General features: G+C 72.8%; 21 protein-coding genes and 1 pseudogene. 12 read left to right on the top strand and 10 right to left on the bottom strand.

Translation table 11 applies throughout. The features are described 5' to 3' along the window. Positions 1-33 precede the first annotated feature (33 nt). The 3 genes from ABGA99_RS17780 to ABGA99_RS17770 form a co-directional block, all read right to left on the bottom strand. On the bottom strand, positions 34-231 hold the full coding sequence (locus tag ABGA99_RS17780) for a hypothetical protein (protein WP_347582974.1): 198 nt from the start codon (positions 229-231) through the stop codon (positions 34-36). 178 nt (positions 232-409) lie between these two features. Beyond that, positions 410-1,582 carry a hypothetical protein gene (locus ABGA99_RS17775; RefSeq protein ID WP_347582973.1) on the bottom strand — a complete coding sequence of 391 codons (1,173 nt, stop codon included), beginning with the start codon at positions 1,580-1,582 and terminating at the stop codon, positions 410-412. Beyond that, positions 1,579-2,124, bottom strand: coding sequence for a SigE family RNA polymerase sigma factor (locus ABGA99_RS17770; RefSeq protein ID WP_347582972.1), 546 nt, complete (start codon positions 2,122-2,124; stop codon positions 1,579-1,581). Before ABGA99_RS17770 ends, ABGA99_RS17775 begins: the two co-directional genes overlap by 4 nt. A 342-nt stretch (positions 2,125-2,466) precedes the next feature. On the opposite strand from ABGA99_RS17770, the gene ABGA99_RS17765 reads away from it, so the two are divergent. Beyond that, positions 2,467-3,210 carry a class I SAM-dependent methyltransferase gene (locus ABGA99_RS17765; RefSeq protein ID WP_347582971.1) on the top strand — a complete coding sequence of 248 codons (744 nt, stop codon included), beginning with the start codon at positions 2,467-2,469 and terminating at the stop codon, positions 3,208-3,210. Here the strand turns inward: ABGA99_RS17765 and ABGA99_RS17760 are convergent. Together ABGA99_RS17760 and ABGA99_RS17755 are read right to left on the bottom strand one after the other, a co-directional pair. Next, positions 3,159-3,618: pseudogene (locus tag ABGA99_RS17760) on the bottom strand (hypothetical protein); the annotation flags it as partial. The gene ABGA99_RS17765 and the pseudogene ABGA99_RS17760 sit on opposite strands and share 52 nt — an antisense overlap. 77 nt (positions 3,619-3,695) lie before the next feature. Next, entirely contained in the window at positions 3,696-4,418 is a 723-nt protein-coding gene (locus tag ABGA99_RS17755; protein ID WP_347578142.1) for an alpha/beta hydrolase, read from the bottom strand. A gap of 250 nt (positions 4,419-4,668) precedes the next feature. Here ABGA99_RS17755 and ABGA99_RS17750 point away from each other — a divergent pair, with 250 nt between their 5' ends. After that, complete coding sequence (locus ABGA99_RS17750) at positions 4,669-5,412, top strand: hypothetical protein (protein WP_347578141.1); 744 nt, start codon at positions 4,669-4,671, stop codon at positions 5,410-5,412. Between the two features lie 432 nt (positions 5,413-5,844). Next, positions 5,845-6,591, top strand: a complete 747-nt coding sequence (locus tag ABGA99_RS17745) for a hypothetical protein (protein ID WP_347582970.1) — start codon at positions 5,845-5,847, stop codon at positions 6,589-6,591. Between the two features lie 55 nt (positions 6,592-6,646). Here the strand turns inward: ABGA99_RS17745 and ABGA99_RS17740 are convergent, their stop codons facing one another. Together ABGA99_RS17740 and ABGA99_RS17735 are read right to left on the bottom strand one after the other, a co-directional pair. Then, positions 6,647-7,069: a hypothetical protein gene (locus ABGA99_RS17740; protein WP_347582969.1), complete on the bottom strand. Its 423-nt coding sequence runs from the start codon at positions 7,067-7,069 to the stop codon at positions 6,647-6,649. Next, positions 7,066-7,299 (bottom strand): hypothetical protein, encoded by a 234-nt coding sequence (locus ABGA99_RS17735; protein ID WP_347582968.1) that lies wholly within the window; start codon positions 7,297-7,299, stop codon positions 7,066-7,068. The genes ABGA99_RS17740 and ABGA99_RS17735 overlap by 4 nt, the downstream gene beginning before the upstream one ends. 145 nt (positions 7,300-7,444) lie before the next feature. Between ABGA99_RS17735 and ABGA99_RS17730 the strand changes: the two genes are divergently transcribed. The 3 genes from ABGA99_RS17730 to ABGA99_RS17720 all read left to right on the top strand — a co-directional run bounded on the left by ABGA99_RS17730 (position 7,445) and on the right by ABGA99_RS17720 (position 9,476). After that, on the top strand, positions 7,445-8,275 hold the full coding sequence (locus tag ABGA99_RS17730) for a helix-turn-helix transcriptional regulator (protein ID WP_347582967.1): 831 nt from the start codon (positions 7,445-7,447) through the stop codon (positions 8,273-8,275). After that, positions 8,272-8,466: a DUF397 domain-containing protein gene (locus ABGA99_RS17725; RefSeq protein WP_347578134.1), complete on the top strand. Its 195-nt coding sequence runs from the start codon at positions 8,272-8,274 to the stop codon at positions 8,464-8,466. The genes ABGA99_RS17730 and ABGA99_RS17725 overlap by 4 nt, the downstream gene beginning before the upstream one ends. Before the next feature lie 107 nt (positions 8,467-8,573). Further along, positions 8,574-9,476, top strand: a complete 903-nt coding sequence (locus ABGA99_RS17720) for a TIGR03619 family F420-dependent LLM class oxidoreductase (RefSeq protein ID WP_347582966.1) — start codon at positions 8,574-8,576, stop codon at positions 9,474-9,476. Between the two features lie 17 nt (positions 9,477-9,493). Here ABGA99_RS17720 and ABGA99_RS17715 read toward each other — a convergent pair whose 3' ends face one another. Further along, positions 9,494-10,159: a ribonuclease H gene (locus tag ABGA99_RS17715; RefSeq protein ID WP_347578132.1), complete on the bottom strand. Its 666-nt coding sequence runs from the start codon at positions 10,157-10,159 to the stop codon at positions 9,494-9,496. A gap of 395 nt (positions 10,160-10,554) precedes the next feature. Next, positions 10,555-12,027 carry a serine hydrolase domain-containing protein gene (locus ABGA99_RS17710; protein ID WP_347582965.1) on the bottom strand — a complete coding sequence of 491 codons (1,473 nt, stop codon included), beginning with the start codon at positions 12,025-12,027 and terminating at the stop codon, positions 10,555-10,557. 87 nt (positions 12,028-12,114) lie between these two features. On the opposite strand from ABGA99_RS17710, the gene ABGA99_RS17705 reads away from it, so the two are divergent. Beyond that, positions 12,115-12,759, top strand: a complete 645-nt coding sequence (locus ABGA99_RS17705; RefSeq protein WP_347578130.1) for a TetR/AcrR family transcriptional regulator — start codon at positions 12,115-12,117, stop codon at positions 12,757-12,759. Positions 12,760-12,838: 79 nt separating this feature from the next. Here the strand turns inward: ABGA99_RS17705 and ABGA99_RS17700 are convergent, their stop codons facing one another. After that, complete coding sequence (locus ABGA99_RS17700) at positions 12,839-13,300, bottom strand: hypothetical protein (RefSeq protein ID WP_347582964.1); 462 nt, start codon at positions 13,298-13,300, stop codon at positions 12,839-12,841. A gap of 356 nt (positions 13,301-13,656) precedes the next feature. Here ABGA99_RS17700 and ABGA99_RS17695 point away from each other — a divergent pair, with 356 nt between their 5' ends. Genes ABGA99_RS17695 through ABGA99_RS17675 form a run of 5 tightly spaced genes read left to right on the top strand, consistent with a single transcriptional unit; the run spans position 13,657 to position 18,338 of the window. Next, positions 13,657-14,781 carry a polyprenyl synthetase family protein gene (locus ABGA99_RS17695; protein WP_347578128.1) on the top strand — a complete coding sequence of 375 codons (1,125 nt, stop codon included), beginning with the start codon at positions 13,657-13,659 and terminating at the stop codon, positions 14,779-14,781. A gap of 35 nt (positions 14,782-14,816) precedes the next feature. Beyond that, positions 14,817-15,575, top strand: coding sequence for a class I SAM-dependent methyltransferase (locus tag ABGA99_RS17690; protein ID WP_347578127.1), 759 nt, complete (start codon positions 14,817-14,819; stop codon positions 15,573-15,575). A gap of 11 nt (positions 15,576-15,586) precedes the next feature. Next, positions 15,587-16,171 carry a hypothetical protein gene (locus ABGA99_RS17685; RefSeq protein WP_347578126.1) on the top strand — a complete coding sequence of 195 codons (585 nt, stop codon included), beginning with the start codon at positions 15,587-15,589 and terminating at the stop codon, positions 16,169-16,171. Next, positions 16,168-17,430, top strand: coding sequence for an FAD-dependent monooxygenase (locus ABGA99_RS17680; protein ID WP_347582963.1), 1,263 nt, complete (start codon positions 16,168-16,170; stop codon positions 17,428-17,430). Before ABGA99_RS17685 ends, ABGA99_RS17680 begins: the two co-directional genes overlap by 4 nt. Beyond that, a complete protein-coding gene (locus ABGA99_RS17675; protein ID WP_347582962.1) occupies positions 17,427-18,338 on the top strand; it encodes a UbiA family prenyltransferase in 912 nt (303 codons plus the stop codon). Before ABGA99_RS17680 ends, ABGA99_RS17675 begins: the two co-directional genes overlap by 4 nt. The last annotated feature ends 22 nt before the right edge of the window (positions 18,339-18,360 follow it).

Below are 18,360 nucleotides of genomic sequence, written 5' to 3'. Positions count from 1 at the left end.
GGACGGCGCGCGCGGGCACGTCGTTCCGGCCGGCTAGCTGCCCCACGCCATGTTGGCCACGGCCACGCACAGGACGAGGACGGCCCCCACGCCCTGGGCGGCCTTGGCCCAGCCGGGTACCCGGTCGCCCCGGCGGGTCGCCGAACGGTTCGCGGTGAGGGCCGTCAGGAGCAGGACGACCGCGACGGGGCCGAACACCAGGGACAGCCAGTCGACTTGAACGGGGGTCACGGGAGGTCTCCTTGTGCCACCGGGGGACGGACTGCCCATCGTGGGTGAGACTGCCGGGGACCGGTCCCGGGCTGTCGTCCTCCCCCGGGCCGGGTGGCACGCCGCCCCCCTGGTGACTCACCATCCGGGCGGGCGTTGCTCCGGGTGTGAAGAACAGCGGCCGGCGCCGTGCCCGGGTTCAGCGGCGGGTGATCAGCGGTTCCCAGTCCTGGGGGCTGTCCTCGTACCGGGGGCCCGTGAGGGGGACCCTGTTACGCCCCGCAGGGTCGGTCAGGACCAGCCGCTCACCCATGCCCTGCGTGCACGTCCGATCCGGCGCGCAGTCCCAGCGCACCAGGCGCCCGCTGTCGGCCCACGCGAGTGTCATGCTCCCGCTCGATCCACGGACCGTGCGGTGGGTCCGTGTCTCCTTCACGGTCGCCGTCCAGCCGTCGCCCACCGTGTAGTAACGGCCGTCCGGGGACAGGCCGGCGCGCGCCTGGTCCAGGCCCTCGTACGGAGGCGCCTTCTCCTGCGCCCGGCCTTCCAGGTCGTACCAGGTCACGACGGCGTCGCCGCCCGGCGCTCCCAGCACCCTCAGCAACGTGCCGTCCCGGCTCCACCGCACGTCCATACGGCCGACCCCGACGGACCTGCCGTCCATGGAGGCGCCCATCGGACGGTATTCCTTCTGACCCGAGTCGACGTCGACCACGTAGTATCCGGTCCTCGCATGGGACGTATACCTATCGGCGTCACCGGTCTCGACATCCGGGTATCCGCGGTACACGGTCACCACCAGCCGCTTCCCGTCCGGCGACCACTGCACCCCGCCCGCCTCCTGCTGCAGCGGAATCCACTTCGTCACCTTCCCGGTGTCCAGATCGAGGATCCCGACCCGGGACGCAGGCAGTGTCTGCTCCAGCACGGCCGCCCGCCGCATCCCGGGGGCGACGTCCAGCCAGCCCCAACGCGTCCTCTCGTACTGCTGCGTCCCCGGGTCGTACAGGTACCAGGTGTACGTCGTCCGGTCGACCCCGTCCTGCTCCGTGGTGCGCCGGTCCGCCTGGTACGCGGACACCGCGACGTCCCCGGCCGCGACCAGATGGCGCGGCGGGGACTCACGCGGGTATGCGGACACGTCGATCGCCCGCCCCGGCTCCAGGCGGCCCGCCCGGTCGATCTCCGCCAGCACCGGCACCGCCACTCCGCCCACCAGCAGCGCGAAGGCGGCTGCCGCCACCGTCACCGCGGTCGCCCGGCGCCGGCGGCGCCGCAGCAAAGCCCGGCCCGCCAGATCGGGGGTGGGTGGTGGCGGTGTCTCGTCGGCCCACTCGCGCAGGGTGTCCTGCAACAGCCGGTCAGCGTTCATTCCCACACCTCCGAGGGTGAGTTGCCGAATTCGGGGCCGCGGGGCGCCGCACCGGGGTCCAGCTCCGGCACGAGCTTGCGCAGTTTGGCCAGTGCCCGGTGCGTCGTGCTGCGGACTGTGCCCACCGAGCAGCCGAGCAGTTCGGCCACCTCCCTTTCGGGGGAGTCCTCGAAGTAGCGCAGCACCAGCACGGCGCGCTGGTGAGCCGTCAGCCTGGCCAGCGCCCGGCGAATCTGGATCCTCACCTCGGCGGCGTCGGCGGGGTCCTCGCGCCCGACATCGGGGAGTTCGGCCACCGTGGTCTCGCGGCGCGTGCGCAGCAGCCGCCACAGGCTCACCTGCTGCCGGTAGAGCACCTGCCGCAGATACGCCTCGGGACTCTCCAGCCTGCCCCAGCGCGCCGCCGCCTTCGCCAGCGCGGTCTGCAGCAGGTCCTCGGCGGCGTGGACGTCGCCGCCGGTCAAGAGGGTCGCCGTGCGCATCAGCGCGGGCGAGCGCGCCGCGACGAATGCGCGGAAGCGGCGCTCTTCCTCCTCAGTCATGGTTCCCCGTGTTCGGTTGTCCTCGGCTCCTGGTCGTCTGTCACCTCCTTGGACGTGAGCAGGCCCGCTCCGCTATGGCGGTTCCGTCAAAAAAGTTCGAGCCCGGGCGGTCTTCCGCGACCACGCCGTCGACCGCGACCGGGTCCGAGATCGCGGGATCGTGCCGGCCCTCGCCGGCGCGGGACACGCCACGGCACCGGACTGGGCACCTACGGGTGGGTGAACGAAAGAAGCTCGGGTGGGGCCGAGCCGATATTCAGGAAAGGTTCCCCAAACTCGCCTGCTGCCTGATCACTCACCGCCAACTCAGCCCGTTGTCCGAGCCGTTGTAAGCTCGCGCGAATGACGTCCGGGGCGAACGAGACCGCCATCGACCAGTGGAACACCTCCACCACACGCGAAGCGATGGAAACGACGGCGCAAGAGGGGGACTTCGCCAAACGGCACCTGGTCAATCCCACCCTGCTGCGGATGCTGGGCGATGTGCGTGGCCGGCGGCTGCTGGACGCCGGTTGCGGGAACGGGTACGTCAGCCGCATCCTCGCCGGGCACGGGGCGCAGGTGGTGGGGGTCGAACCGACGGACGTGATGTGCGCCTTCGCCCGCGAGAGAGAAGTCGAACTGCGGCAGGGAATCACCTACGTCCAGGCAGACCTGACCCGGCTGCCCGACCTGGGCGCCCCCTTCGATGCCGTGGTGTGCAGCATGGTCCTGATGGCGATCCCCGACTGGAAGCCCGCGATGCGCGCCTGTGTGGAAGCGGTGCGCCCGGGCGGCCTGTTCGTCTTCGCCCTGGTTCACCCTGCCTTCGAGCAGTTGCTGAGCACCTGGCAGAAGCACGGCGAATACCGCCTGCAGCGGTATCTGGAGGAGTACGAGATCGTCGGGGCCGTCGCGTCCGATTTCCACCGCCCCCTCTCGGCATACCTCAACGAACTCGCCTCTCTCGGCTGCCGCCTGCGTGAGGTCGCGGAGCCGGGGCTCGACTCCGCCGTAGCGGCAGAGGTCCGGTCCGCTCTGCCGGAGATCGACGGCTACGTCCGCCTGCCGAACTTCCTGTTCGTCTCAGCCGAGGTGCCCGCCTGAGCGGTTACGGAACACCCCTTCTTCAGAAGGCCCCGGAAGCCGGCCGGGGGTCTGCCGGTGACCCGTTGGACGGTGTCGGTGACGCGGTCCTCTGCCCTTGGGCGATGGCACGGTCCATGTCGGCCGGCATGGTGGCGAACTCCGACGGGAGTTCCCCCGTGAGGCGATCGCGCATCCGCTCGTAGGACAGCCGGCGGTGGACCACGGAGTCGACGAAGCCGACCCGGCCGTTTCGGTGGCGGTCCAGATGGCGCCGTCGCCACGGATGCTGCGGGCGTGTGTGTGCGTACCGGTGAAGTTCTGCATGAACCACGAGGGCCGTAGTACCGCCCACTGTGCGAAGAGGCCGGGCAGGGCCTGGTGCACCGTTCCCGCCGCCGGGCCCCCTGCGGGGATGGCCGAAAAGCTGCCGCCGCCGCGCGAGGTGGCGCGCGGCGGCGGCGATCGGGGCCCCGTGGTCGGCCGCGGGGCGGGTGTCCGGGGCGTCAGCGGATCGACCGGGCCGCCTCCTCGATGAGGTCCGCCACCGCGTCCGGCTGCGACACCGTCACCGCGTGGCTCGCGTCGAGCGTCACCGTCCGCGCCTTCGCGCGGTCCGCCATGGAGCGCTGGGCGGCGACGGGGATGTTCTTGTCCTCCGTGGTGAGCAGGGCCCAGGACGGTACGGTCCGCCAGGCCACCGCGCCCGCGGCCTCTTCGAGGGCCGCGCTGGTGATGGGGCGCTGGGAGGCGGCCATCTGCTGCGCCGTGGCGGACGGCACATCGGCGGCGAACTGGCCGTGGAACTTGTCCTGGTCGATGGAGAGGTCCGTGACGGCGCTGCCGTCGGGCAGCGCGGTGGGCACTGCCTTCAGCGTCTCGCCGAGCGTGCTGCCGGGGAACTTTCCGGCCAGCTCCGCCGCGCTCTCACCCTCGTCGGGCAGGAAGGCGGCGACGTACACGAGCGCCTTCACGTTCTCGATTCCGGCGGCCGCCTCGGTGATCACGGAGCCGCCGTAGGAGTGGCCGGCGAGGACGACGGGGCCCTCGATGCCGTCGAGTACGTCCCGGAGGTAGGCGGCGTCGCTGCGCAGGCCGCGCAGCGGGTTGGCGGTGGCGAGGACCGGGTACCCCGCGCGCTTCAGCTTGTCCACCACCCCGTGCCAGCTCGACCCGTCGGCGAAGGCGCCGTGGACGAGGACGACGGTCGGCTGCTTGCGGTTCGGCATCGGGAGCCTCCGTGGCTGGTTTCGTATGCCGCCGGGATGCCCCGGCGACATCCATAAAACTAGCGCACGATTACCTTGGACGCAAGTGAGTTGTGCGCGAGCTGCACGGGCAGGGGCGCACCCGCGCTCCGCGTGCGCTGGAACGTTTTGGCTGTCCGTTCCTCCGCATGTAACGTGTGCGCCTCCTCCGGCCCGGCCTCCGGTCAACTCGCGGGAGGCGCACAGCAGTCGAGAGTGAGCGAAGGTCGAGATGAAGTACGTCATACGTGGGCACCGGGTCGCCGTCGCGGCGGCCGGGGCGGCGGCGCTGCTCGCGCTGACCGCCTGCGGCAGCGACGACGAGGGTGGCGGCGGAGCGAGCGGCGGTCCGGCGCAGACGGACGCCGTCGAGGCGATGCGCGCCGCCACGTCCGTGCACGCGGTCGGCGAGATGGTCGTCGTCGCCGACCCCGCCCAGATCGACGTGCGGTTGGACGACAAGGGCAACTGCGTCGGCAGCGCCACCACCGACGACGGTGCCGTCGAGTTCGTCATGCAGGGCGACAAGGCGTGGATGAAGCCGGACGCCGCCTACCTGGAGTCCGAGTACATGTACGACGCCGCGGTCATCGAAGAGGTCGAGGGCTCGTATCTGGAAGAGACCAGGTCCGACGTCCAGTCGGCCCTCACGGACCTGTGCAGGATGGACACGTACGCCGAACAGACGGACAGCGTCGTCTCCTTCAGCCCCGGCATGACGCAGAAGGAGAAGACGAAGCACAAGGGCGTGGCGGTCGTGCCCTACGTGAACGAGGACCCCTCGACCAGCGACGGCGCCAGCATGAAGATCGCCGCCGAGGGCAAGCCGTACCCGGTGACCCTCACCGACCCGGAGGGGGCGGAGGTCGACCTGGCGTTCTCGGCGTTCGGCGAGCCGGTCAAGCCGAAGGCCCCGGCCGCGGACTCGGTACTGACGGAGGATCAGGTCTCGGACATCCGGTTCGAGACGATGTAGCCGGCGGCTTCTCGTCGCCCGAGGGGGGAGACGGCGGCGGTACGGGTCGGGGGGCTCGTACCACCGCCGTCGGCCGTTTCCGGCCGGGGGCCGTGATCTCGTCGCGGAGCACTGCTCCGGTTACGCGACCTGGAGGACGAGGAGTCGCGGCAGGCCATGGAGCCGTACGCGGCCCACCACGAACTCCGGCTCGCCGACCGCCGCCAGGCCCTCGCCGTACTGGACGAGACGCTGCCGCTGTCGGCGACACTTCTGACGGGGACAGCCCGCGGGAGGCGCTGCTCGCCGCGGCCGCCGTGTTCAGAGCCCACATGCGCGCGTTGCAGGCCGACTGAGCGCCCGAGTCTTCTGCTTGGCAGGTACCCCAGGCAATTAGTGCGACTTCATGGTGGAAGATGGGGCGCCCCCCAACTTCGCATCCCAGGAGTGGTCATGAGGGCCTTCGCCCATGAAATCCGCAGATCCCGCCACAGAACCGCCGGTTGCGTCGTCGCCGCCGTCTTAGCGGTCGCCCTGGCCGGCTGTGGCACCCGAAGCAGCGCCGAGGAAATGCTCATCGACGAGGCACTGGACGCGACCTTCGAGTCGGACACGCTCACGACGACGAAGCGGATGCTGGCGGACGAGACGGCGATGTTGCGCACAGGCGTTGTCGACGGCACCACCGTGTGCGACATGCGGATCAAAATGGGCGATGCCCGCGTGGAAATGATGGTGACCGACTCCGGGGTCTATGCGCGCAGAAACGAAGTGGTGCTCTGGCGGGAAGCAGCCAGAGCGGACTACTTCCCGCCGAAGCTGGTCGAGATGATGGACGACCGCTGGGTGGAATTCGACCAGGCCAGGGCCCGCCTGGCGCGCAGGGCCATGTGTGATCGGACGGAGCAGCGGACGGGCCTTGAAGAGACGTTCCTCGCCCCGGAGAACCGCGGCGACGGGAAGGAACGGCCCGCGACCCTGAACGGCCGCCCCACCACCAAGATCACCTTCACGGGGGGAGAGAAGCGGGTGGACGTCCACGTCGCCGCCGAGGGCCCGCCGTACCTGCTGAAGATCATCGAACACGGCGGCGTGGCCTGGACGTTCAGCGACTTCGACACCCCGTACCGGACGAGCGCGCCCGCGAACGCGATCCACGAGGACGAACTCCCCGAACAGTTCATGGCCGCCCTGCAGTGACGCCGTCCACCGCGGCCGGGCCGGGCGAGTAGGCCCGGGCGGGCACCCGCCCCGTTCACAGATAGAGCTGCGCATCGCAGTCCCGGCAGTACGTCTTACCGCCGCGCTTCCCTGTGCGCAGGTGCGCGCAGCCCTCCTGGCGGCGCTGGGGTACGGCCGTGAGCTGCCGGGGTTCCGCGGGCTGGTGGGCGGGAAGGGTGAGCGTCGCGTAGCGGGCGGCGCGGTGGCCGCGGCGGTCGCGGCCGTGGGCCTGCATCCGCACCATGTGGTCCAGCTCCGCGATACACGCCCCGCAGGCGTACATCTCACCCCCCGCCCCGGGCGTGACCACCGACCCGACCCACAGTACGGCCACGCCCTCGCGCCGGCAGAAGAGCCAGCACACCCCCGGCACCCACGCGTTACCGTCTCCACCCCGCGCCACCGCGGGCCACCCGCCCCGCCACGGACGCTCCACGGCGGGCACGAACGGGGTCACCGCGCGGTCTCCCGCGGACGGAGGACGGCGGCGAGGGCGCGGGCGGTGGCGATGTTGCACCGCCCGAGGTCGATCAGCCCCAGCGGCGCGGACCCGGTACACGAAACGGGGTCGAGCCCCAGCGACGGCAGCACCACCCCCACCGCCTTGAGCGCGTCCCGCAGTTCGTCACACGCCTGCCCGGCCTCCCGCACCCTGTCGGGCGCCTGGTCCCGATGCGTCGTCGCCATGTCCGTCGCTCCTCGCCTTGCTTCCGGCCCGTCCCTCTTCCGGGGCGGGTCCTCACGTTCTGTGCTCCCAGCATCACCGTCCGGACGTACTCTCAACAGGCCAAACTGCTTTCCAAGGAGCCTGGAAAGAGGGTGAATTGAACGCATGACCGAGGCATTACCCGAACTCGGCGGTGAGCCCGGGAACGGTCTGGAGTGGTTCGGGCGCGAGTTGGCGGCGGCGCTCGCCCACAAGGGCGCCAACCAGCGCCAACTGGCCGACGCGACGGGCTACAAGGAGCCCTACGTGTCCAAGGTGAAGAGCGGCAAGGCACGGGCGTCGATGCACTTCGCCAAGGGGTGTGACCGGTTCTTCGAAACGTCCGGCTACTTCGCCCGCCTGCTGGTCCGGGTGAGCGAGCGCGGGCATCCCGGCTGGTTCGTGCCGTACATCAACCTTGAGAAGCAGGCCAGTCGGATTGAGAACTACTCCAACGCCCTGATCATGGGCATGTTGCAGACAGCTGGCTACGCGGAGGCCACGTTCCGGGCCACGCACCCGCGCGAGGCCGACGACCAGATCAGGGCCAGGGTCGACGCGAGGATGGCCCGCCGCGAGATCATGGAGCGTGACGCGCCGCCGCTGCTGTGGGCGATCTTGCAGGAATCCACGCTGCGCACAGAGGTCGGCGGCCGGGCCGTCATGGCCGACCAGCTCCGGCACCTCGCCTCCGACGCAGGAAACCCCCACATCACCCTTCAAGTTCTGCGCTTCAACGCGGGCGCCCCCGCGGCGTCCCTGCCGTTTATCCTGCTAACACCAGACGACGGGGCAACAGTCGTGTACTCGGAGAGCAGGGGACAGGGACACGTGACGGACTCCGCTGCGGCGGTGGACAGCGCGCGCACGACGTACGACCGTCTGCGGGCTTCGGCACGCGACCCTGACGAGTCACTGGCTCTGATTCGAGAGATCGCGGAGGAGTACGCCACATGAGCAGCACGCGGTGGGTCAAAAGCACGTACAGCGGCGGCGAAGGCGGCGAGTGCATCGAGTGGGCGCCGGAACACGCCCGTGTCACCGGGGAGGTCCTCGTTCGTGACAGCAAGGACCCCCACGGTCCCCACCTCACCCTCACCCGTGACGGGTTCGCCGCGCTCGTGGAGTTCGCCAAGCGGCACGGCTGAGTCGGGTGCGATCACCGCCCCCCTAGGCTGACTGTCGCTCGAACACGACCACGCCGGGGCGCCGCCGCACCGTGCCGCCCTGGCGGCAACCTCAGGTGAAGGGCGCCATGAAGATAGGTTTCGCACTCCCCCAGTTCCACCGGCAGGCTTTCGGTATCGCCCAGACCTCCGCGTTCGCCTCGGCGATCGAGGAGGCCGGCGGTGCCAGCCTCTGGGTGGGGGATCGCAATCTGGCCGCGGTGAACCCCCTTGTGGGGTACGGCGGGCGGGGGAAGACGATTCCGGAGGAGTTGAATCCCGCCGCCGATCCGTTCGTGCTGCTGGGGGTCGCGGCGTCCGCGACGAGCCGGGTGCTGCTGGGCTCGCACGTACTGATCGCCCCGCTGTACCCGCCCGTCCAGCTCGCCCGGTCGTTGACGACGATCGACCTGATCAGCGGTGGCCGGCTGCTTCCCGGGTTCGGGGTCGGCTGGTCGCCGGAGGAGTACCAGGCGGCCGGGCTGAACTTCACCCGCCGCGGTGCGCGGATGGACGAGTTGCTGGACGCGCTCGACGCCATCTGGACCACCGACCCGGCACAGTACGAGGGCGACCAGCTCTACGTGCCCGAGCACCACTCGCCGCTGAAGCCCGCGCGGGGGCCGCGGCCGCCGTTCTACCTGGGCGCGCTGTCCGAGCGCGCCATGCGCCGGGTCGCCCGCCGTGGTGACGGCTGGCTGCCGGTGGTCATCACCCCGAGCTTCGTCGACGTGGAGAGCCTCCTCGCCCAGCGCGCGCTGCTGGACGAGCTGGCCCGGGAGGCGGGTCGCGATCCCGGTGTCATCGACACGGTCCTGCGGGTGAACATCGAGGCGGGCACGAGTACGGAGAAGGTCGCCGACACCGTCAGGGAGGTCCACGAGCGGACCGGGATCGACCACTTCATGATCGACTCGATGTACGACGTGGAGACCGTCGAGGGCTCGACGGACCATGCCCGGCGGGTCCTCGAACTCGTCGCGAAGGGCTGAGCCCGCGCCGAGGCGCGTTATGCCTTGGCGCACTCCACGTGGCCCCAGCCGGTGCCGTTCTTGGCGATCGTCGTGCCCGCCGCGTAGGACCGGCCGCAGTGGCAGCGGCCCGGGTACCTGGCCTTCAGCGTTCCGCCGCCCGCCTTGGCGGAACGCCGCTTCGGGGCGGCGGACGAGACCCGCGCCGGGGCGTCCTCCGCCGTCGGGAGCGGGGAGCCGTGGACGGTGCCGGCGGGGTTCTGGGTACGGGCGGACTCGGCGGCGGCCGCGTCCGCGGCGGCGTTGTAGGGGTCGCCGTCGACCTGGTGCGCGCGGACGTGGACGAGGCGGACGTCACGGCCCGTGAGGCGGTCGTCGATGCTGCGTACCAGTTCCTGATTGGCGACCGGCTTGCCCGCGGAGGTCTTCCAGCCCCGCCGCCGCCAGCCAGGCAGCCAGTCGGTGACGGCCTGCATCGCGTACGTGGAGTCCATCCGCACTTCCAGCGGGACGGCCGGGTCCGTGGATTCCAGCAGCCGCAGCAGGGCGGTCAGTTCGGCGATGTTGTTGGTCGCCTTGCCCAGCGGGCCCGCCTCCCAGCGCGCGACCGCGCCGTCCGGACCCGCCACCACCCACGCCCACGCGGCCGGCCCCGGGTTCGGACTCGCGGCGCCGTCGCACGCGGCGATGATCACGTCAGCCATGCGGCCGATTCTTCCATCCCGGCACGGGGCGGCTCCCCGGGGTCCGGAGCGTTCCCGGCCCGCGCCGCGGGCTGCGTCCCCGCCGCGGGGCGCCGTTCAGCTGATGACCGCCGTGACGCACACGGGAGGTCGGTGTCGTGCTGGATGACGCCCCACGAGGAGGGTGCGGTCCTTGAGCCGCCTGACCTGGTGGTGGATGGAGTCGAGCCCGCCCGTCGGGTCTGCCCTGGAAGGCTCCGGATGATCGTCCAGCGCCTCCCCCTCGTCGTAGAGGGCTTCAAGGGCTTCGACCTCCCGCCCCCGAAGTCGCCTGCCGAACAGCCAGATCGGTGCCGAACAACGCCTATCGATACCCACCCGTACAGGAAGTCGACAGAAACGGGTTGCCGGTTTCCTCACCGTCTGCCGCGCCTGGCCCGTCGCAGGGAGAGACAGCCGGCGGTGAGCCGGACCGCGGCCAGGGTGCAGGCGGTGAGGGCGGTGAGGGTGAGGAGCCAGCCGAGGTCGGGGGCGTAGAGGCGGATCAGGCGGAGGTCGACGCCGAAGGCGCGGGGGGCGGCGATACCGGCCAGGGCGGCGGTGGTGAGGGCGGCCAGGGTCCAGCAGCCCGCGGTGGTCAGGATGCGGCGGCGGGTGCGGGAGGTGCGCGCCGGGCGGAGGATGCGGTAGGCGGACCAGGCGGTGGCGGCGGTGGTGAGGGTGAGTACGGCGGTGAGGAGGGCCAGGAACGCGGTGTACGGGGCGTCGCCGGGGGCCGGTCCGGGGTCGCCGCCGGCGAGGATGCGAGCGGCGCCGAAGCCCGCGGCGTTGAGGTCGGCGGCCTGGAAGTAGCCGTAGGCGTTCTGCAGGACGACGAGGGCGCGGTCGGCGTCGGGGAGCAGGACCAGCATCGCGTGGTAGCCGGGGGCGCCGCCGGTGTGCCAGACCGTGCGGGTATCGAGATCGTCGTTGCGGGTGTCGTCGCGCCAGCCGAGGCCGTAGCGCTGGGTGTCGCCGGAGTCGGCCGTGCCGCGGTGCATCTGCGCGACGGAGGCGGGGGTCAGCACCCGCGTCCCGTCGTACGTGCCGCCGTCGAGGTGGGCGGCGGCGAAGCGGGCGAGGTCCCGGACGGTGCCGCCGAGGTAGCCGTAGGCGGTGCCCGCCGGGTCGTAGTGCGTGTCGGAGGCCACCGCCTTGCCGTAGACGTAGCCGTGGCCGCGGGGTACGGCCCCGGCCTGCCGCGGTGTGGTGACCGCGCCGCGCATGTCCAGCGGGCCGAGGACGTGATCGCGGAGGTACGCCTCGTAGGAACGGCCGGTGACGGCTTCGACGAGTGCGCCGAGGAGGAGGTAGTTGGCGCTGGAGTAGCCGTGGCGCTCGCCGGGGGCGGACCGCGGCGCGGTGTCCGCGAGGTCCGCCACACCCCGGCCGTACGGGTCGTCGCGGTCCCCGAAGCGGTCGGTGACGCCGGTGTGTTCGGGTAGGCCGCTGGTCTGCTGGAGCAGGTGCCGCACGGTGATGCGGGCGGCGGCGCGGCGGTCGGCGAGGGTGAAGCGCGGCAGGTAGGTGCGTACCGGCTCGTCGAGGTCGACCGCGCCGGACTCGACGAGCGTCATGACGGCGGTCGCGGTCACGGGCTTGGCGATCGAGCCCCACAGGAACGGCGTGCGCGCGGTTACGGGTCTGCCGTCGCCGTCGTGGCCGAAGGCGCCGGTGGACTCGATGCCGCCGGGGCCGACGATCGCGTAGGCGAGGCCGGGGGTCCCGGTGGCCTGGGCGCGTTCCCGCAGGTAGGCATCGACTTGGGGGGTGGCGGTCCGGGCGTGGGCCGGGCCGGGCGCGAGGGCGGCGAGGAGGAGAAGTACCAGGGCTGCTGCGCGAGTTCGCATGATTCCGTCTCCGGGCAGGGCGGGACAAGGCGTAACCATACGGCCGTACGGTTATTGGCGTAACCATACCCTGATACGGTTATCCGCGTGCCCCGCACCGCAGACCACGCCGCCCGCCGCCGCGAGATCGCCGCGGCCGTCCGGCACCTGGTGGCCACCGCCGGCCTCGACGCGGTGACCGTCGCGGCGGTGGCGCGGAAGGCCGGCATCTCGGTCGGGCTCGTACAGCACTACTTCGCCAGCAAGGACGACCTGCTCCTCTTCGCGTACGAGCAGGTGACCGCGGCGTTCCGCGAGCGCGTGGCGGGGTGGATCACCAAGGGCACGGAGGAGCGGCAGCGGATCTCCGAGGTGGTTTTCCACAGCCTGTGGGAACAGTTGCCGCTCGACGAGGAAAGGCGCGCCGAGTACCGCGTCACGCGCGCCTTCCTGGGCCGCTCCCTCGACAACGCCGCGCTCGCCGAGGTCGCGCGGGCCACGGCCGCTGACTACCGGGCACAGCTGGCGACCGCGGTGCACAACGGCAAGGAGTGCGGCGAGGTGGCGGCGGACGTCGACGGCGAGGTGGCCGCCACGCGCATCGCGGCGCTGGTCACCGGGCTGGCCGACCAGCTCTACCAGGAGCCGGAGGGGACCGTCGGCGGGCGCCCGGCGGCCGCGGCCGGCGAGGAGTTGCTGCGGGAGTGCCTGGGCGGCGTCTTCACCGGGGAGTGCCGCCAGTACCGGGCGTAGCGCGCCCGCGGCGGCCCGGCGGTTCGAGCCGGTGGCCGGGCGGGGCGCCCGGCCACCGGTCGTGCGTACCGCGGGTTCGTCACTCGAAGACGAACGGGCCCGGGTTCTGCGGGGTCGTGGCGTCGCAGGTGGCCGTGATGCCGAGGACCGAGACCGTCAGGGACGCGGCCTCCAAGGAGTCGCCGGAGGCGACCGTGCCGTCCAGCGGGCCCGTGTCGGCCGGGGCGCCGGCCGGGATGGCCGGGTTGGAGCTGCCCGAGAACTCGACCGTGTCGGTGCCGTTCCTGGTGAGCGTGAGCGTCGAGGACGCGGAGTTCGCCCCGATCGGGATCGGGGCGGTGATGGCGTCTGTGGTGAGGGTGACGGTCGCGGCGGTGCCGTCCTGCGTGGCTTCGAGCGTCGCCTCGCCGGCGCCCCAGCTCCCGCAGTCGAACCCGATGGTGGCGGTCTGCGGCTCCACCGCCAGCGCGCTCGGCGCCGCGAGTAACAGCGCGCCGGCGACCGCGGCACCGACGCCCAGGGCGGTGCGTGCGTTCTTCATGGAGTGCCTCTTCCTGGTGGGGGGTCGGGGCAGGTGGATCACCCCGGATACCTAGGCATTGAGGCAGTTCCTCCCGGCGAGGACAAGACCGGCGACCCGATATTTTTGTCATGGGCATCGCTATTGCGCCATGTTTGTTACCGACGCGTCAGTACGGACCCGGCACCCGGTCCACCAGGGCCCGTACGCCGCACCGCCCCGGCCCTGTCGCCGCGCGCATGTCCCTCGTTCGCGCGCCCCGTACCGGGGAGCGAGCCCCCCAGTGGGGTGATCCACAGTGCCCTGGGCTTTCACGCCGTCGTTACCAGCCAAACGGGCGCCTACGCACCCTGCCCCCGGGAAGGCGGCTTGTCCTCATGCAGCGCACCGACGCCGGCCCGGCGTGCTTTCCGCTCGCCGAGTTGCGTCACGCAGTCGATGCCGGCATCGCCGCCTGGCTGGACCGCAGCGGCTCCGGCGACGACGACTCCGATCACCTGGCCACCGCGCAGCGATGGGCCCTCAGCCCGCCCGGGAAGCTGCTGCGGCCCCTCACCCTCCTCGCCGCCGCCGGTGCCGTCGGCGGCTCGTACGACGCGGTGCTGCCCGCGGCCGTGGGCATCGAACTCGCCCATGTCGCGACCCTCATTCACGACGACATCATCGACGGCGACGAGCTGCGCCGCGGCAAGGCCGCGGCGCACCGCGAGTTCGGGCTCGCGCACGGGGTGCTGGCGGCCGACTCGTTGTTCTTCGCCCTCTTCCAGCAGCTCGGCGCCTGCCGGCACGCCGGCGTGCCCGCGGGCAGCGTGCTCGACGCCGTCGAAGCCCTCGGGGCCGCCGGGCAGCAGACCGCGCGGGGCGTCGCGCTGGAGGTCGCGCTCAGCGGGAGTCTGCGCGACGTGACCGCGGGGGCGGACGGGGGCATCGCCGCGTACGTGGAGATGGTGCGGCTGAAGAGCGCGTCGCTGTTCCGCGCCGCGTGCCACGTGGGCGCGCTGCTCGGCGGCGGCAGCCCGGAGCAGGCACGGGTGCTCGCGACGTACGGGGAGGCCGTGGGGATCGCGTTCCAGATCCGGGACGACCTGCTGCCGTACGTGTCCGACGGCGATGCCGGGAACGACGGGGACGGGGACGGGGTCGGGGACGACGACGGCGAGCTGCGCGCCGGGAAGCCCGCCTGCAGCGACCTCCGCAACCGCCGCCCCGCCCTGCCCGTACTCCTCGCCCACCGCCTCGGCGGCAGCGCCGAACGGGCCGCGCTCGTCGAACTGGTCGACGGCACGACGGACGCACACGCCCGCCAGCGGCACCTCGCGCGGCTCGCCCACGACACCGGCGCGGTGCACGCGGCGCGGAGCATGGCGCGCGCGTACGTCGACCGCTGCCGTCAGGCGCTCGCGCCGGTGCCGGCGGGCGCGGACCGCGACCGGCTGGCGTGGCTGGCCGACGAGGTGGCGGGCACCGCCTACGGCCACGACCCCGGCGGCGACCGGCCGTGAACGCCCCGCCCCCCGGCCCCCCTTCCCTCCTCGCCATGCCCCGCGGCGGCCCCGCCGCGTCCCGCTGGGACCGGCTCTACGAGACCGACAGGGCCGAGTACATCGACCGCCCCGGCAATCCCGCCACCACCCGCCGCGTCCTCCGCGGGCTCGACCGGTTCCAGCGCCTCACCCTCGGCTACCGCACCTGCGCCCGCCTCACCGCCGCCGCGTTCGGCCCTGCCCCGTACCCCCGCGTCCTCGAACTCGGCGCCGGCCGCGGGCGGCTCGCGCACGACCTCCTCCGCGCCCACCCCACCGCCCGGGTCACCGCCAGCGACGTCGACCCGCGCATCGTCGAGGAGCTGCGCGCCGGGCCGCTGGGCCGGCATCCGCGGGCCCGCTGCGCGGTGGTCGACGCGACGGCGATCGACGCCCCGGCGGGCGCGTACGACGTGGCGGTGATGGCGATGTCGCTGCACCATCTGCCGCCCGCCGGGGTGGCGGCACTGCTGCGGGAGGGCACGCGGGTGGCGCGGACGCTGCTGCTCGTGGACGGGTGGCGGCACCCGCTGTGCCTGGGCGCGGTGCCGCTGATGTTCCTGACCGGCGGCCCGGCGCAGGCGCACGACGGGCTGATCAGCCTGCGCAAGGTCTACGGCGCCGCGGCCGTCCGGACGCTGGCGGGGATGTGCGGAGTGCCACTGCGGGTGCACACTCGGTTCGCACTGCCGGGGTATCTCGTCGCCACCGCCACGCGGTCGTCGTACGCCCCGGCACCTGCCGTCCCGTCCCGTCTCCGCACCCGAAAGTGAGCCGCAACGGTATGCCCACGAGGACCGAGTTCGTGCCCGCAGCCCACGACGACGACAACTTCGACACCTTCGGCACCGACACCGCCCGGTCGGCCATCGGCCGGTTCCGCAGCCCGCTGACGCGGATGCTGCTCGGCAGCGACGGCCTGACGACGACGCTCCTGGAGTCGTGGGCGGGCGCGCCGATGCGGGTCGGCGACGTGACGCTCGGGCTGGTCCGCCCCGGGCTGGCCCCGCGCGGCGTCGTCGCGCTGCTCGGTGCCGAAGGCGACGTACTCGTACGGCACTCGACGCTCACCGACACCCGGGGGCGGCTGTGGTCGTGGAACCAGGTGGTCGCGGGTCCGGGCGGCGACCCGGCGCTGCGGCGCTGCCTGACGGACGCCGCGGCGCCGCTGGGCCCCGCGCTGCGGGCGGCGGGCGCGCGGCTGGGGCGCACCGTCGTACGCGCCGGGGTCACGCCGTGGCCGCCGGAGCCGGGGGCGGCGGCGGCGTTCCGGACGTACCGGCTGTGGTGCGGGGACGACGTGCTGGCCGCGGTGCACGAGGTGTTCAACCCCGCGCACGTACCGGCGGATCTGCGGGAGACGGCGTGAGCGGCAGGGCACGGGCGGCGCGCCGGCGGGTGCGTACGCAGGTCGCCGTCGTGGGCGCGGGACCGGCCGGCCTGGTCCTGGCGAACGTCCTGTTACGCGCCGGTGTCGACGTCGCCGTCGTGGAGCGCCGCTCCCGCGCCGAGGTCGAACGCCGCGCGCGGGCGGGCCTGGTGGAGCACCGGGTCGTCGAGTACCTGCGCGCGCACGGCCTCGCCGACCGGCTGCTCGCCGAGGGCACCCGGCACGGCTGGTGCGACTTCCTGTGCACGGGCCGGCTGCTGCGCTTCGACTACGGCGCGCAGTCCGGGGGCGTACGCCACTGGGTGTACCCGCAGCAGCTCCTGGTCCGCGACCTCATCGCCGACCTCGACGCGGCGGGCCACACCCCGGAGTTCTCCCTCCCGGCGGCCCGCGTGCACGTCGACGGCGCCGGGCCCGCGCGGGTGGAGTGCGCCGGTCTCGACATCGAGTGCGACTACGTCGTCGGCTGCGACGGGCCGCACGGCATCACCCCGCAGGCGATGCCCCCGGACACCGCGCCGCAGGGCGAGCTGGACGAGCGCTACCCGTACGACTGGCTCACGCTCCTCGCGGAGGTGGACCGCGGGGTGCCGGGCGTGGTGTACGCCGTGCACGAGGACGGCTTCGCGGGCGTCATGCCGCGTACGTCCCGTATCGCCCGGCTCTACCTGGAGATTCCCGCCGGGGACGCCACCGCGCGCTGGACCGCCGCGCGCGTACACGAGCGGCTGCGCACCCGGCTGGTGGGCGCGGGCGAGGCGGTGCCGGGCCTGGGGCGCATCATCGAGACGGGCGTGCTGCGGATGCGCAGCAGCGTGCGGCAGCGGTTCCAGCACGGGCGGCTGTTCCTCGCGGGGGACGCGGCGCACGTGCTGACGCCCTCGGGGGCGAAGGGCATGAACCTCGCCGTCGCGGACGCCGCCGACCTGGCCGACGCGCTGATCCGCCGCTACCGGGACGGCGACGGGACGTACCTGTCCGGCTATACGGCCCGCCGGCTCCCCGAGGTGCTGCGGACCCGGGACCTCGCGGCCGAGTTCCTGGACCTGCTGCACCCGCAGGGCGACCACCCCGCGGACCGCGGGCGGGAGCTGGCGCGGCGGCTGGAACGGCTGCGGAATCTGGCGGAACCGGGTGCCGCGGGCGCGGCCTTCGCGCACTGGTACGTCGGCGCGGGGCCGGACCTGCCCGCCCCGCACCCATCGGAGTCGAGGGAACCCAGGGAGTCCACTCCATGAGTCTTGCGGTCCAGGCGCGGGCGTTGTACGGCTTCTCGCGCGGCAACCAGGCGCTGCTGAGCATCGCCCAGCCCCTGGTCGGCGCGCTGCTGGCCACGGACGACCCCGCGCCGGGCCGCTTGACGGCCGCCGTCTTCGCCACCGCCGCCGCGTTCTTCGCGGTCTTCGCGGCGAACGACCTCTTCGACGCCCGGCTCGACCGGCGCAGCGCGGCGATGGCCCACACCCGCGCGGCCCCGGACATCGACAGCGCCGGCGGCCGCCACCCGCTGGCGCAGGGCAGGCTGCGCTTCGCGGCGGGTCTGGCGTGGGTGCTGCTGCTGGGCGGGATCGCGCTGGCGGTGGCGGTGGCGCTGAGCTGGGTGTGTGCGGTGCTGTTCGTGTGCGCGGCGCTGCTGGAGGCGGCGTACTGCAGGCTGGCCACGGTCACGGCGTACAAGTTCCTGCTCAGCGGCGCGATGGTCGCGATCGGCGCCTGCGCGGGCTGGTTCGCCTTCTCCGGCACCGTCGACCCGCTGCGGCTGGGACTGCTGGCGGTGTGGATGGCGGCGTGGGAGATCGGCGGCCGGAACATCCCCAACGACCTCGCCGACGTCGACGAGGACACCCCGCTCGGCATCAAGACGGTCCCGATCGTCTACGGCCCCCGCGCCGCCGCCCGCCTCTCGGCGGCCCTGCTCCTGCTCACGGCGGCCACGGCCTGCGCCCTGGCGGTCACGGCGTGGCCGTTCTACGGCGCGGTGGGCCTGGCGGTGACGGCGCTCACCGCGATCCCCACCCTCGTCCTCCCCGCCGCCCACCTCCTCCGCCACCCCGAAGGCCCCACGGCCCTCACGGTCTTCAACCGCGCATCGTTCCACCCCCTGGGAGTCCTGGCGGCCTTCGTGGCGGGAGCGCTGGTGATCTGACCCGGGGCATTGGTTCACTCTT

Source organism: Streptomyces sp. B5E4, from assembly GCF_039871555.1.
Classification (GTDB): domain Bacteria; phylum Actinomycetota; class Actinomycetes; order Streptomycetales; family Streptomycetaceae; genus Streptomyces.
The sequence above is the reverse complement of the archived record's forward strand: the minus strand, read 5'-3'. Positions and strand labels throughout refer to the sequence as shown.

Excerpts from the sequence above, each read along its gene's own strand:
- ABGA99_RS17775 (WP_347582973.1), bottom strand. The coding sequence starts at position 1,582 with ATGAACGCTGACCGGCTGTTGCAGGACACCCTGCGCGAGTGGGCCGAC.
- ABGA99_RS17770 (WP_347582972.1), bottom strand. The coding sequence starts at position 2,124 with ATGACTGAGGAGGAAGAGCGCCGCTTCCGCGCATTCGTCGCGGCGCGC.
- ABGA99_RS17765 (WP_347582971.1), top strand. The coding sequence starts at position 2,467 with ATGACGTCCGGGGCGAACGAGACCGCCATCGACCAGTGGAACACCTCC.
- ABGA99_RS17755 (WP_347578142.1), bottom strand. The coding sequence starts at position 4,418 with ATGCCGAACCGCAAGCAGCCGACCGTCGTCCTCGTCCACGGCGCCTTC.
- ABGA99_RS17750 (WP_347578141.1), top strand. The coding sequence starts at position 4,669 with ATGAAGTACGTCATACGTGGGCACCGGGTCGCCGTCGCGGCGGCCGGG.
- ABGA99_RS17745 (WP_347582970.1), top strand. The coding sequence starts at position 5,845 with ATGAGGGCCTTCGCCCATGAAATCCGCAGATCCCGCCACAGAACCGCC.
- ABGA99_RS17735 (WP_347582968.1), bottom strand. The coding sequence starts at position 7,299 with ATGGCGACGACGCATCGGGACCAGGCGCCCGACAGGGTGCGGGAGGCC.
- ABGA99_RS17730 (WP_347582967.1), top strand. The coding sequence starts at position 7,445 with ATGACCGAGGCATTACCCGAACTCGGCGGTGAGCCCGGGAACGGTCTG.
- ABGA99_RS17725 (WP_347578134.1), top strand. The coding sequence starts at position 8,272 with ATGAGCAGCACGCGGTGGGTCAAAAGCACGTACAGCGGCGGCGAAGGC.
- ABGA99_RS17720 (WP_347582966.1), top strand. The coding sequence starts at position 8,574 with ATGAAGATAGGTTTCGCACTCCCCCAGTTCCACCGGCAGGCTTTCGGT.
- ABGA99_RS17715 (WP_347578132.1), bottom strand. The coding sequence starts at position 10,159 with ATGGCTGACGTGATCATCGCCGCGTGCGACGGCGCCGCGAGTCCGAAC.
- ABGA99_RS17710 (WP_347582965.1), bottom strand. The coding sequence starts at position 12,027 with ATGCGAACTCGCGCAGCAGCCCTGGTACTTCTCCTCCTCGCCGCCCTC.
- ABGA99_RS17700 (WP_347582964.1), bottom strand. The coding sequence starts at position 13,300 with ATGAAGAACGCACGCACCGCCCTGGGCGTCGGTGCCGCGGTCGCCGGC.
- ABGA99_RS17695 (WP_347578128.1), top strand. The coding sequence starts at position 13,657 with ATGCAGCGCACCGACGCCGGCCCGGCGTGCTTTCCGCTCGCCGAGTTG.
- ABGA99_RS17690 (WP_347578127.1), top strand. The coding sequence starts at position 14,817 with ATGCCCCGCGGCGGCCCCGCCGCGTCCCGCTGGGACCGGCTCTACGAG.
- ABGA99_RS17685 (WP_347578126.1), top strand. The coding sequence starts at position 15,587 with ATGCCCACGAGGACCGAGTTCGTGCCCGCAGCCCACGACGACGACAAC.
- ABGA99_RS17675 (WP_347582962.1), top strand. The coding sequence starts at position 17,427 with ATGAGTCTTGCGGTCCAGGCGCGGGCGTTGTACGGCTTCTCGCGCGGC.